At 59.0% G+C, this 12907-nt stretch carries 13 protein-coding genes and 1 riboswitch; of the genes, 7 read left to right on the top strand and 6 right to left on the bottom strand.

Annotation, left to right across the window (positions count from 1 at the left end; all coding sequences use genetic code 11):
* Positions 1 to 94 precede the first annotated feature (94 nt).
* Positions 95 to 712, top strand: a complete 618-nt coding sequence (gene trhA / locus AOC04_RS21720; protein ID WP_060696600.1) for a PAQR family membrane homeostasis protein TrhA — start codon at positions 95 to 97, stop codon at positions 710 to 712.
* A gap of 67 nt (positions 713 to 779) precedes the next feature.
* Here the strand turns inward: trhA and AOC04_RS21725 are convergent, their stop codons facing one another.
* Positions 780 to 1625 carry a formate/nitrite transporter family protein gene (locus AOC04_RS21725; protein WP_060696601.1) on the bottom strand — a complete coding sequence of 282 codons (846 nt, stop codon included), beginning with the start codon at positions 1623 to 1625 and terminating at the stop codon, positions 780 to 782.
* Between the two features lie 159 nt (positions 1626 to 1784).
* Entirely contained in the window at positions 1785 to 2186 is a 402-nt protein-coding gene (locus AOC04_RS21730; protein WP_060696602.1) for an acyl-CoA thioesterase, read from the bottom strand.
* 195 nt (positions 2187 to 2381) lie between these two features.
* Positions 2382 to 2488, top strand: a riboswitch (S-adenosyl-L-homocysteine riboswitch).
* A 22-nt stretch (positions 2489 to 2510) separates the two neighbouring features.
* On the opposite strand from AOC04_RS21730, the gene ahcY reads away from it, so the two are divergent.
* The 3 genes from ahcY (at position 2511) to AOC04_RS21745 (ending at position 7084) form a co-directional block, all read left to right on the top strand.
* Positions 2511 to 3920 (top strand): adenosylhomocysteinase, encoded by a 1410-nt coding sequence (ahcY, locus tag AOC04_RS21735; RefSeq protein ID WP_060696603.1) that lies wholly within the window; start codon positions 2511 to 2513, stop codon positions 3918 to 3920.
* A gap of 104 nt (positions 3921 to 4024) precedes the next feature.
* Positions 4025 to 4870, top strand: coding sequence for a methylenetetrahydrofolate reductase [NAD(P)H] (metF, locus tag AOC04_RS21740; RefSeq protein ID WP_060696604.1), 846 nt, complete (start codon positions 4025 to 4027; stop codon positions 4868 to 4870).
* A gap of 354 nt (positions 4871 to 5224) precedes the next feature.
* Positions 5225 to 7084: an RNA helicase RhlE2 gene (locus tag AOC04_RS21745; RefSeq protein WP_060696605.1), complete on the top strand. Its 1860-nt coding sequence runs from the start codon at positions 5225 to 5227 to the stop codon at positions 7082 to 7084.
* A gap of 264 nt (positions 7085 to 7348) precedes the next feature.
* Here the strand turns inward: AOC04_RS21745 and AOC04_RS21750 are convergent, their stop codons facing one another.
* The gene (locus AOC04_RS21750; RefSeq protein WP_060696606.1) at positions 7349 to 7927 is read right to left on the bottom strand and encodes a YceI family protein; all 579 of its coding nucleotides are present in this window, start codon (positions 7925 to 7927) and stop codon (positions 7349 to 7351) included.
* A 32-nt stretch (positions 7928 to 7959) separates the two neighbouring features.
* Positions 7960 to 8511: a cytochrome b gene (locus tag AOC04_RS21755; protein ID WP_060696607.1), complete on the bottom strand. Its 552-nt coding sequence runs from the start codon at positions 8509 to 8511 to the stop codon at positions 7960 to 7962.
* A 286-nt stretch (positions 8512 to 8797) separates the two neighbouring features.
* On the opposite strand from AOC04_RS21755, the gene AOC04_RS21760 reads away from it, so the two are divergent.
* Positions 8798 to 10204 (top strand): adenosylmethionine--8-amino-7-oxononanoate transaminase, encoded by a 1407-nt coding sequence (locus AOC04_RS21760; protein ID WP_060696608.1) that lies wholly within the window; start codon positions 8798 to 8800, stop codon positions 10202 to 10204.
* Positions 10205 to 10330: 126 nt separating this feature from the next.
* On the top strand, positions 10331 to 11050 hold the full coding sequence (locus AOC04_RS21765; protein WP_060696609.1) for a 16S rRNA (uracil(1498)-N(3))-methyltransferase: 720 nt from the start codon (positions 10331 to 10333) through the stop codon (positions 11048 to 11050).
* A gap of 53 nt (positions 11051 to 11103) precedes the next feature.
* Here the strand turns inward: AOC04_RS21765 and AOC04_RS21770 are convergent, their stop codons facing one another.
* Both AOC04_RS21770 and AOC04_RS21775 read right to left on the bottom strand, forming a co-directional pair.
* A complete protein-coding gene (locus tag AOC04_RS21770) occupies positions 11104 to 12069 on the bottom strand; it encodes a GlxA family transcriptional regulator (RefSeq protein ID WP_060696610.1) in 966 nt (321 codons plus the stop codon).
* Entirely contained in the window at positions 12069 to 12263 is a 195-nt protein-coding gene (locus AOC04_RS21775) for a hypothetical protein (RefSeq protein WP_060696611.1), read from the bottom strand. The genes AOC04_RS21770 and AOC04_RS21775 overlap by 1 nt, the downstream gene beginning before the upstream one ends.
* On the opposite strand from AOC04_RS21775, the gene AOC04_RS21780 reads away from it, so the two are divergent.
* Positions 12262 to 12903, top strand: coding sequence for an HD domain-containing protein (locus AOC04_RS21780; protein ID WP_060696612.1), 642 nt, complete (start codon positions 12262 to 12264; stop codon positions 12901 to 12903). The two genes, AOC04_RS21775 and AOC04_RS21780, sit on opposite strands and share 2 nt — an antisense overlap.
* Positions 12904 to 12907 lie beyond the last annotated feature (4 nt).

A 12907-nucleotide genomic window follows, 5' to 3' on the forward strand; every position in this document is an offset into this window, starting at 1 on the left:
ACGATCGCCGTATTGCCCTTTAAGGTCGCAACCTTGACCCTTATCTCGTAACAAGGTGACACGGTCGCACTATCGGATCTTGAGGATGTTGCACATGTATCACGGTGAAAAATTCAATGCCTGGACCCACCTGGTGGGCGCGGTCCTGGCGGCGGCAGGGAGTATCTGGTTGCTGGTGATGGCGTCTCTGGACGGCAGCCCGCAGAAGATAATAAGTGTGGCGATTTATGGCGTGACGCTGGTGTTGCTGTACAGCGTGTCAACCGTGTACCACAGCGTGCGCGGGCGTTCTAAGGTGATCATGCAGAAGTTTGATCACCTGTCGATTTACCTGTTGATCGCCGGCAGTTACACCCCGTTTTGCCTGGTCACGCTGCATGGGCCCTGGGGCTGGTCGTTGTTCGGCATTGTCTGGGGCATGGCGGTGATCGGCATGTTGCAAGAGATCAAGCCGCGCTCCGAAGCGCGCATTCTGTCCATTGTGATTTACGCAGTAATGGGCTGGATTGTACTGGTGGCAGTCAAGCCGTTGCTGGCGGCGCTGGGTACCGCCGGCTTTATCTGGCTGGCCACGGGCGGGGTGATGTACACCGTGGGGATTATCTTTTTTGCGCTGGATCACCGTCTGCGCCATGCCCACGGCATTTGGCACCTGTTCGTGATTGCCGGCAGCCTGCTGCACTTTGTGGCCATCGCGCACTACGTGATCTAGCCCTGATGCCCGTAGGAGCGAGCTCTGCGTTGCTGCGTTGAAAAAGCTCGCTCCTACAGGATTTGGCTCAGGGTTTTTGCGGTTTTTTGGTATCGCTGCGGATTTGGGCGTGGCTGATCAGGGCGAAAATAAAACTGCCGCCGATGATGTTGCCGGCCAGGGTCGGGCCGGCGAATATCAGCCAGAAGTCTTTCCACGGCAGTTCGCCGGCAAATACCAGATACGACACTTCTGCCGTACCGACCACGATGTGAGTGAAGTCACCCAGCGCCATCAGGTAAGTGATGAGGATGATGATCCACATCTTGGCGCTTTCCATCGACGGGATCATCCACACCATGGTGGCAATCATCCAGCCCGAGATAATGCCTTTGGAGAACATCTGGCGGGCGTCGTTTTCCATGACCTTGCGCCCGATTTCAAGAAAGGCCTTGTCGGTCTGGTTATCGAAAATCGGCAGGTGCAGCATTGCGTAGGCAACCAGCAGCGTGCCCATCAGATTGCCCACCAGCACCACTGCCCACAGCCGGAACAGGCGCCCGAAATTATTGAGCGTGGGCTTGCTCATGATCGGCAGCACGGCGGTAAGGGTGTTTTCGGTGAATAGCTGCTGGCGCGACAGGATGACGGCCAAAAAGCCTGCGCAGTAACCGAAGCTGGCGATGACCTTGAAGGCTTCACCGCTGGGCAGGCGCGAGTTGAGTAAGCCCATGGCCATCAACGACAGGCCCATGGTCAGTCCTGCAGCAAGGGCCGACCAGAACAGCGCGGCGATGCTGCGCTCCAGTTCCAGATCGCCCTGCACGCGAATGATTTCGTGCAGTACGGCGGCCCGGGGTGGCTGGTTTTTAGTGACGTCGTGCTCTTCTTCAGCCGACAGGTTGGGGGTCTTGCCGCTTTTTTGAGTGTCCATTGGGGCTCGTCACCGTAAGCATGTGTAAGCGTACGACACGCGCGGTTGCAAGCTGTTCACTCAGGGTTGAGGCATGACAGGTGGGAGCTGGCTTGCCAGCGATGCGGTATTGACGATGCATTCGCCGACAAGCCGGCTCCCACATGGCCCGATGTCTGGTCAGGCCAGAGTGTCATCCTGAAACTGGTCTTTGACGTATTTGATCTCGGTGCGGCCGTGGGGGGATGGCAAGCCGTCTTCACCCAGGTTGACGAAGACCATTTTGTCGACGGTCAGGATACTTTTGCGGGTGATCTTGTTGCGCACTTCGCAGGTCAGGGTGATCGAGGTGCGGCCGAACGCAGTGGCAGTGATGCCCAGTTCGATGATGTCGCCCTGGCGCGAAGCGCTGACAAAGTTGATTTCGGAGATGTACTTGGTCACTACACGCTGGTTGCCCAATTGCACGATGGCGTAGATCGCCGCTTCTTCGTCGATCCAGCGCAACAGGCTGCCGCCGAACAGGGTGCCGTTGGGGTTGAGGTCTTCGGGTTTAACCCATTTGCGGGTGTGAAAATTCATATTCGCTCCTGACCGTCTTGCCTTAGATGCCGGACATGATGTCAGACCACGGCCCTTAGCTCTATTAACCTTGGACTATGGTCTCGATTAAGCAAATGAAAAAGCCTTGGATAAATCCTTGGGAACCAGGGCACGGATGGCTATAATCACCCCCGCTTCAAAACGGTCATATTTACCCAGTACCGTTCCCGCCACCTGTCCGAGGGGCGCTGCAGCAGGTTCAACCTGTCAGGCTCGGATGGGGCGTTGTTTGTTCAGGGCTCCCTGTTCAGGCACTAAACGCACAACGGCGCCCATTCGCGATTAAACGAATGGAGGCTCTTGATGAGCGCTGTAAACACGCCTGCAGGTTTTACCGACTATAAAGTCGCTGATATGTCCCTGGCCCAATGGGGCCGCCGCGAAACCTTCATCGCCGAGTCCGAAATGCCGGCTCTGATGGGTCTGCGTCGCCGCTATGCAGCAGAACAACCGCTCAAGGGCGCGAAGATTCTGGGCTGCATTCACATGACCATCCAGACTGCCGTGCTGATCGAAACCCTGGTTGCCCTGGGTGCCGAAGTGCGTTGGTCCTCGTGCAACATCTTCTCGACTCAGGATCAGGCCGCTGCCGCTATCGCTGCTGCCGGCATCCCGGTATTTGCCTGGAAAGGCGAGACTGAAGAAGAGTACGAGTGGTGCCTTGAGCAAACCATCCTTAAAGATGGCGCGCCTTGGGATGCCAACATGATCCTCGACGACGGCGGCGACCTGACCGAGCTGCTGCACAAGAAATACCCGGACATGCTGAAAAAGATCCACGGCGTGACGGAAGAAACCACCACTGGCGTACACCGTCTGCTGGACATGCTGGCCAAAGGCGAGCTGATGATCCCTGCGATCAACGTCAACGACTCGGTGACCAAAAGCAAAAACGACAACAAGTACGGCTGCCGTCATAGCCTGAACGATGCCATCAAGCGTGGTACTGACCACCTGTTGTCCGGCAAGCAAGCGCTGGTGATCGGCTACGGCGACGTGGGCAAGGGCTCGTCTCAGTCCCTGCGTCAGGAAGGCATGATCGTCAAGGTTTCGGAAATCGACCCGATCTGCGCCATGCAAGCCTGCATGGACGGTTTCGAAGTGGTTTCGCCATTCATCAATGGCCAGAACGACGGCACTGCCGCCAGCATCGACGCTGCGCTGCTGGGCAAGATCGACCTGATCGTGACCACCACCGGTAACGTCAACGTGTGCGACAAGAACATGCTGGCTGCGCTGAAAAAACGCGCCGTGGTGTGCAACATCGGTCACTTCGACAACGAAATCGACACCGCTTTCATGCGCAAAAACTGGGCATGGGAAGAAGTGAAGCCACAGGTTCACAAGGTTCACCGTACTGGCCTGGGCGAATTCGACCCGCAGAACGACGACTACCTGATCCTGCTGGCCGAAGGCCGTCTGGTTAACCTGGGCAACGCCACAGGTCACCCGAGCCGCATCATGGACGGTTCGTTTGCCAACCAGGTTCTGGCACAGATCTTCCTGTTCGCCCAGAAATACGCTGATCTGCCAGCCGAGCTGCAAGCCGAGCGCCTGACTGTAGAAGTGCTGCCTAAGAAGCTCGACGAAGAAGTGGCCCTGGAAATGGTTCGCGGCTTCGGTGGCGTAGTAACGCAACTGACCAAGCAACAGGCTGACTACATCGGCGTTACCGTCGAAGGCCCGTTCAAGCCGGATGCTTACCGCTACTGATTGATCAGACTGTCCGCTTCCCCGGGGGAAGCGGGCTTGCCCGCGCTGGCAAGCCTGCTCCTGCCGGGGATGCGTCCGGCTTTCGTATTGCCAAGGATTTGACTATGTCTCAAGACCGTCGTTACAGCTTCGAGTTTTTCCCGACCAAGACCGATGCTGGGCATGAAAAACTGATGAATACGGCTCGCCAGCTGGCGACCTACAACCCGGATTTTTTCTCCTGCACCTATGGTGCCGGTGGCTCTACCCGTGACCGCACGATCAATACCGTGCTGCAACTGGAGAGCGAAGTAAAAGTACCTGCCGCCCCGCATTTGTCATGCGTGGGTGACAGCAAGGCTGACTTGCGTGGCCTGCTGACCCAGTACAAAGCTGCAGGCATCAAGCGCATTGTTGCGCTGCGTGGCGACCTGCCTTCGGGCATGGGCATGGCCAGTGGCGAGCTGCGTTATGCCAATGACCTGGTGAGCTTCATTCGTGAAGAGACCGCCGATCACTTCCATATCGAAGTGGCGGCCTACCCTGAAATGCACCCGCAAGCGCGCAACTTCGAAGACGATATCAACAACTTCGTGCGCAAGGCCCACGCTGGCGCCGACAGTGCGATCACCCAGTATTTCTTCAACGCCGACAGCTACTTCCGTTTTGTCGAGCGTGTGCGGGCTGCTGGCGTCACGATCCCGATCGTGCCGGGCATCATGCCAATCACCAACTACAGCAAGCTGGCGCGCTTCTCTGACGCCTGTGGCGCTGAAATCCCGCGCTGGATTCGCAAGCAGCTGGAAGCCTACGGTGACGACATCCAGAGCATTCAGGCCTTTGGCGAACAGGTGATCAGCGAAATGTGCGAACGCCTTCTCGTCGGCGGCGCACCGGGTTTGCACTTCTACACCCTGAACCAGGCCGAGCCTAGCCTGGCGATCTGGAACAACCTCAAGCTGCCTCGCTGACACCCGTACTACTGTAGGAGCGAGCTTTTTAAAAGCAGCAACGCAGAGCTCGCGAGCAAGCTCGCTCCTACAGGTTAGGTGCCGTACAGCTATCGAAAGCCGTTCAGCAGCATGAAATCGGCGCGCCGTGATTGCTCTGTTATACTCCGGGCTTTCCGCCAGGCTTACGCCCGGCCGCTCGTCCTTGTACAAGGCATTCAACCCCGCTACAGCGCAGCTTTCAGCCCGCGCGAGCTGTTTGAATGAGCCTTCAGGACTGGAGCAGGACCGGACGGGATTGCGTCACCTTAAACGCCATTCACGCCAGGCAAGACTATCCCTTTGGGCCAAGCCCTAACTAGAACAGGATTACTCATGTCCTTTGCTTCCCTCGGTCTCTCCGAGGCTTTAGTCCGCGCCATTGAAGCTGCGGGCTATACCGAGCCTACTCCGGTGCAACAGCGGGCCATTCCCGCCGTGTTGCAAGGTCGCGACCTGATGGTTGCGGCTCAGACAGGTACTGGCAAAACCGGCGGCTTCGCTCTTCCGATTCTGGAAAAGCTGTTTCCCAATGGCCACCCGGACAAATCCCAGCGCCACGGCCCACGCCAACCACGCGTGCTGGTCCTGACTCCTACTCGCGAACTCGCCGCCCAGGTGCATGAGAGCTTCAAGCTCTATGCCCGCGACTTGAAGTTCGTCAGTGCTTGCGTCTTTGGCGGTGTCGGCACGAACCCTCAGGTTCAAGCCCTGGCCCGTGGTGTCGACGTACTGGTTGCCTGCCCGGGTCGTTTGCTCGATCTGGCCGGCCAAGGCAGCGTTGACCTGTCCCACGTTGAAATTCTGGTGCTTGATGAAGCCGACCGGATGCTCGACATGGGCTTCGTCCATGACGTGAAAAAAGTCCTCGCGCGTCTGCCGTCCAAGCGTCAGAACCTGCTGTTTTCGGCGACGTTCTCCAAGGACATCACCGATCTGGCCGGCAAGCTGCTGCGCAACCCGGAACGCATCGAAGTGACGCCGCCGAACACCACGGTGGAGCGCATCGAACAGCGCGTTTTCCGTCTGCCCGCCACTCACAAGCGTGCCTTGCTGGCGCACTTGATCACGGCAGGCGCCTGGGAACAGGTACTGGTCTTCACCCGTACCAAGCACGGTGCCAACCGTCTGGCCGAGTACCTGGACAAGCACGGCCTCAGCGCTGTGGCCATCCACGGTAACAAGAGCCAGAACGCGCGGACCAAAGCCCTGGCCGACTTCAAGGCCGGTGCCGTACGCATTCTGGTAGCCACCGATATCGCCGCTCGCGGTCTGGATATCGATCAGCTGCCACACGTGGTCAACTTCGAGCTGCCAAACGTCGATGAAGATTACGTTCACCGTATCGGCCGTACGGGCCGTGCCGGTCGTTCGGGCGAGGCGATCTCGCTGGTCGCTCCGGACGAAGAAAAACTGCTGAAAAGCATCGAGCGCATGACCCGCCAGAAAATCGCTGATGGCGACCTGATGGGTTTTGACTCCAGCACCGTAGAAGCCGAAAAGCCTGAAGTGCGTGAGCGTCCGGATGTGCGTAACCCGCGCAACCCGCCTCGCGGTCCACGTGGCGACGGTCCGGGTACCCCGGGTGGTGGCGGTGGTCGTAAAGACAAGGGCAAGGAAAAGAGCAAGGAAAAGCCGGCAGCCGCTCGCGGCGAGCGTCCTGCTCGTGAGCAAAAGCCACGCGAAGCTCAACCTGCCCGCGAACAGCGTCAGCCAGCGCCGCGTTCGGACGCCAACCGTGCGCCGGACGAGTTTCGTGATGACGATGTAGATAACTTTGGTAACCGCGCTGATTACGTCAGCCCGTACCAGAACAAGAACAACCAGAGCCGTGGTCGCCGTCCGGGCGCTCCTGCTGCGGGCACCGGTGCAGCACCTGCTGCGCGTACCGGTGGTGCTCCACAGGGCCGCCAGAACGGTCCGCGTACCGGCAGCGGCGCCAGCACTGGCACACCGCCAGCCAAGCGCAGCGGCCCACGCAGTGGTGCTCCGCGTGATGGTCAGGCCCGTCGCGAAAACCGTCCGGCCCGTGACGATGCTCGTCAAGAGCCAGCGGTTAAAGGCCCACGCGAGAACCAGCCGAAGATCATGCACAAGGAGTCGAAAAGCGATCGCTTCCCGACACCTGAGCAGCTGGATCAACTGCCGAACCGTCCTCGTGGCGAGAAGCCAGCGCTGCTGACTCGTAACCGCTGAGTTAGCACCGTCTGAAAAATGCCCCCGATTGCGAGATCGGGGGCATTTTTTTATGCGCGTCTGGCAGGTCCTGCAGGAGCGAGCGTCTTTATTCTCACGGCCATTGTGGGAGCCGGCTTGCCGGCGAATGCATCAACAGGGTTTAACCTGCAGACCGCATCGTTTGCATCGCCGGCAAGCCAGCTCCCACAAGGTTTACTCCGTACAAAAAAACGCCCCGGCTCTTGCGAGCCGGGGCGTTTTTTTAGCCGTATGAAAGCGCGGTTACTTGGCTTTCACGCCTTCGAGCGAGATGTCCAGGTCCAGAGTCTGGGATGTAGGGCCCGGGCCTTTGATGCCGAAGTCGTTCAGGTTGATGGTGGTGGTCGCGTTGAAGCCAGCGCGTTCGCCGCCCCATGGATCCTTGCCTTCGCCATTGAACGTGGCTTTGAACGTTACTGGCTTGGTCACGCCGTGCAGGGTCAGATCGCCGGTCACGTCAGCAGTTTTTTCGCCGGTCGACACCACTTTGGTCGACTTGAAGGTCGCGTCCGGGTACTTGCTCACGTCCAGGAAATCCTTGCTGGCGATGTGCTTGTCACGTTCAGCGTGGTTGGAGAACAGGCTGGCGGTTTTCAGGGTGACGTCAATTTTGCTGTCTGCAGGCTTGTCCGCATCCCACGAAAAAGTACCGCTCCAGTCCTTGAAAGTACCGTGAATGAAGCTGTAGCCCAGGTGGCTGATCTTCCAGTCGATGAAAGCATGCTGGCCTTCCTTGTCGATGGTGTAGTCAGCCGCCATGGCCTGGCCGGCAGTCAGCAGGGCAGTACCGAGAGCCAGTGCAGCGAGGGTCTTTTTCAACATGCGTTCTATTCCTTTTGAGTTGAGGTTGAGCATCAGGCTTTGCGTCCCAGCATACGAATCAGGGTCGCATCACGATCGATAAAGTGGTGTTTCAAGGCAATCAGGCCATGCAATCCGGCAAAAATCACCACGGCCCACGCCAGCCACAGATGCACGACACCGGCCACATCGGCCTGATCGGGCAAGCTGGAAATCAGTGCGGGTACTTCAAACAGACCGAACACCGGAATGCCGACACCTTCGGCAGTCGAAATCAGGTACCCGGCAATCATCACCGCAAACAACCCCAGATACAGGAAACCATGACCGAGTTTTGCGCCAATGCGCGTTGCCCGGCTGTAGCTGTCCAGTGCTGGCGGAGCAGGGCTGATCCAGCGCCACACGACCCGCAGCAACATGACTGCGAACAGCGTCAGACCAATGCTTTTATGCAAGTCCGGTGCTTCCTTGCGCCATGGGCTGTAGTAGTCGAGGCCGACCATCCACAAGCCCAGCGCAAACAAACCGAACACCGCCAGCGCAACAGACCAATGCATGAAAATGCTGACTGCACCATAGCGGGAAGACGAGTTACGTAGCTGCATTGCCGACATCCTGTGGGAACTTGCGCCTAAGACTAATGATTTACCTATCGAATGAAAGCGCATTTATTTGCTGTAAGGCATCGATAAATACGATCAGTAGCCTGAGAGTGGAAAGTTAAGCAAACGTTAACGATGTTTTATGTCGCTCATGTATGCCCGCGAGCGTCTCTAAGTTCAATACCCGTGCTCTGGTTAGGAGTAATGGGTTGTTACACGCTCGCGCATTGCATAGGCTTGCGCGATTGTTTGCCCGCACACGCCGGGAGCCAGCGCCAGGAGAGTGGATATGGGCCTGAATAATCAGTGGATGCAGCGCGACCTTGCCGTTTTATGGCACCCCTGCACCCAAATGAAAGATCACGAACAGCTGCCGCTGATTCCGATCAAGCGCGGCGAAGGCGTGTGGCTGGAAGACTTCGAAGGCAAACGTTATCTGGATGCAGTGAGTTCGTGGTGGGTCAACGTGTTTGGCCATTGCAACCCGCGGATCAGCCAGCGCATCAAGGATCAGGTTGACCAGCTTGAGCATGTGATTCTTGCAGGCTTCAGCCACCAGCCAGTGATTGAGCTGTCCGAGCGTCTGGTCAAGATGACACCCGAAGGTCTGACCCGCTGCTTTTACGCGGACAACGGCTCGTCGTGTATCGAAGTCTCACTCAAGATGAGCTTTCACTATTGGCTGAACCGCGGCCAGCCGGAAAAGAAGCGCTTCGTGACCCTGACCAACAGCTACCACGGAGAAACCATGGCGGCGATGTCGGTGGGTGACGTGCCGTTATTCACCGAAACCTACAAAGCGCTGTTGCTCGACACCATTAAAGTCCCGAGCCCCGATTGCTACCTGCGCCCCGAGGGCGTGAGCTGGGAAGAACATTCGCGCACGATGTTTCTGGCCATGGAACAGACGCTCGCCGAGAACCACGAGACTGTGGCTGCGGTGATTGTCGAGCCGCTGATTCAGGGCGCGGGCGGCATGCGGATGTACCACCCGCTGTACCTGACCCTGCTGCGTGACGCCTGTGACCGTTATGGCGTACACCTGATCCTCGACGAAATTGCGGTGGGCTTTGGCCGTACCGGCACCATGTTCGCCTGCGAGCAGGCCGGGATCACGCCGGACTTCCTGTGCCTGTCCAAGGCGCTGACCGGTGGCTACTTGCCGCTGGCTGTTTGCGTGACCACCGACGAGGTGTACAGCGCGTTCTACGACGATTACCCGACCTTGCGCGCCTTCCTGCATTCCCACAGCTACACGGGTAATCCGCTGGCCTGCGCGGCTGCTCTGGCGACTCTGGATATCTTCGAACAGGACAACGTGATCGAGAACAACAAGGCCCTGGCTCAACGCATGGCCAGCGCGACAGCGCACCTGGTCGACCACCCCCACGTCTCGGAAGTGCGTCAGACGGGTATGGTGCTGGCCATTGAAATGGTCCAGGACAAAGCCAGCAAAACCGCTTACCCATGGCAGGAGCGACGCGGCCTGAAAGTCTTCCAGCACGCACTGGAACGCGGCGCCTTGTTGCGTCCATTGGGCAGCGTGGTGTATTTCTTGCCGCCTTACGTGATTACCCCGGAGCAGATCGACTTTCTGGCTGAAGTGGCCAGCGAAGGGATCGACATCGCGACCCGCAGTGATATCAGCGTGGCCGTACCGTCGAACTTCCATCCCGATTTCCGTGACCCCGGCTAAGCCCTGTTTTGTAGCCGCTGCCGCAGGCTGCGACAAGGGCCTTCGTTTTTAAAACGGGGTCGCTGTGCAACCCATCGCAGCCTTGGGCAGCGGCTAGATAAGTCATTTAATTTTCAGAGAACCTACATGAGATTGTCCCGCTTCTTTATCGATGCACCTTTGAGCCTCGGTGAGCACGAACTGCCTGAAGCCCAGGCGCATTACATTGGTCGCGTGCTGCGTATGGCCGAGGGCGATGCCCTGCAGGTATTCGACGGCTCGGGGCATGAGTTCACCGGGCGTTTGCTGGAAGTCGGCAAAAAGCGTGTACGCGTGCTGCTCGATGAAACCTTTGCCGGGCAAGTCGAATCACCGCTGGCCATTCATCTGGGCCAGGGCTTGTCCCGTGGCGAGCGCATGGACTGGGCGATTCAAAAGGCCACCGAACTGGGGGTCAGCGAAATCACTCCGATCATGAGTGAGCGCTGCGAAGTGCGGCTCAAGGACGAGCGTGCCGAGAAGCGACTGTCGCACTGGCGCCAGGTGGCGATCAGCGCGTGCGAGCAGTGCGGTCGTTCACGGGTGCCGGTCATTCACCCGCCGGTGTTGCTCAGCGAGTGGATCAAAACCACCGAGGCGGACCTCAAGCTGGTGCTGCACCCGGTGTCCGAGCCGCTGGCCAGCCACGCCAAACCCGGGCGTCTGGCCTTTTTGATTGGCCCTGAAGGCGGGTTGACCGATAACGAAATCGACCAGGCCCAGGCGAGCGGTTTCCAGCCTGCGCGCCTTGGCCCACGGGTCCTGCGTACCGAAACTGCGCCGGTTGTGGCTTTGGCCGTGGCCCAGCAGTTGTGGGGCGACTTCTGATTCCGTGCATTCGGGAGCTGGCAAGCCGGCTCCCGTAAAGGCAGCCCCAGCGGCTACACCATTGCCGAAAAATTCAGCCGGAACTGCTGCGGTGACACTCCCAGCCGGCGCATAAATACGCTGCGCATGTGATGGGCATCGCGAAAGCCGCATTCGTAAGCCACCGTCTTGAGCGCCAGAGCGGCGTTTTCCAGCATCGCCCGGGCGGCGTCCACCCGGGCCCCTTCCACGAATTGCGCGGGGGTGATCCCTGTCTCCCGGGCAAACACCCGCGAGAAATTTCGCGGGCTCATCGCCGCCGCCTGCGACAGCTCGGCGATGGTCAGATCCGTGCGCAAATTCTCCAGTACAAAGCGTTGTACCGCCGCAACCGGTGAATCGGTGTGGGCGGCGGCGGTCAGAAACGGGCTGAACTGCGACTGCCCGCCTGAACGCTGGGTAAATACCACCAGTCGCCTGGCTACATTCAGCGCCACTTGCGGGCCGTGATCCTGAGTCAAGACATAGAGCGACAGGTCGATCCCCGCAGTGACTCCGGCCGAGGTGTACAGATTGTCGTCCTGCACATACAAACGATCGGCCTCAAGCACTGCGCCGGGGCACAGGCGGGCGAGGGTGGCAACATCACTCCAGTGGGTGGTGACGCGGCGACCGTCCAGCAATCCGGTGCGGGCTAGCATCAGTGCGCCATTGCAGATCGAACCAAAGCGTCGCGACTGACGGCAGAGCTTGCGCAGCCAGGTGTAAAAGTCGGTGCCGAAATCCTCCCCGGGCAGGGCCGGGCCCCCTGTGCACAGCACCAGGTCATAGCTGCTCCGGGCCTCAGTGAAATGCCGGTGAGCCTGAATCGACAGACCGTTCGAGCACCTCAGCAAGCCCGTATCCAGCCCCAGTACTTCAAGCCGGTATTGCTTGTCGGGAGGCAGAAAAACATTGGCTTCGGCAAACACATCCATTGGCCCGGTCACGTCCAGCGCCTGCACGCCGGGGAAAACGATCAATGCTACGTTCAGGGTCATCAGAGTTGGCCGTCAGGTGTGTACGAGATGAAATACCGCAGTCCAGGGATGTGGACAAGCCCGCGCAAGGCGATGGCCTGCATTGCGACCTGATTGGCACGAATCGCCACTGCGGGTTGATTGTTGCCATTGAGGCAGGCGCCCACACTCAATGCCATGGCGCCATCCCGGCGCTCGCTCGAGGAGTTCGTCATGAGTCAGACCATCGCAGGCATCGTCATCCCGGACAGCGCCCTGGCCAAAGCCGCCACCGAATACATCCGTGACGTCGAGTCCGATCTGCTCTACAACCATTCGCGTCGAGTATTTCTGTTTGGTGCCCTGAGCGGGCAGCGCAAGCAACTGGCCTATGACCCGGAGCTGCTTTACGTGGGGGCAATGTTCCACGATCTGGGTCTGGTCGAAGGTCACCGTACAGACGACGAGCGCTTTGAAGTGGACAGCGCCAACAGCGCCAAAGCCTTCATGAAGCCGTTTGGCCTGAGCGCTGACGATGTGGAACAAGTGTGGTTAGCCATTGCCTTGCACACCACGCCTGGCGTACCGCACCACTTGCGTCCGAACGTGGCGCTGGTGACGGCGGGGGTTGAAATGGACGTACTGGGCATCGACTACGCGGCGTTCCCGGCCGCGCAACGCGAAGCCGTGGTCCATGCCCACCCCCGTGGCGAGGGCTTCAAGGAATGCATTCTCTGCGCCTTCGCCAACGGTTTTAAGCATCGTCCGCTAACCACGTTTGGCACGGTCAACGCCGACGTACTGGTGGACAGCGACCCGGGTTTCAAGCCGCTGAACTTCGTCGAGATCATCCGCAAGTCGCCCTGGGCATCCTGACCCT

The sequence above is a fragment of the Pseudomonas versuta genome (genome assembly GCF_001294575.1).
GTDB lineage: Bacteria > Pseudomonadota > Gammaproteobacteria > Pseudomonadales > Pseudomonadaceae > Aquipseudomonas > Aquipseudomonas versuta.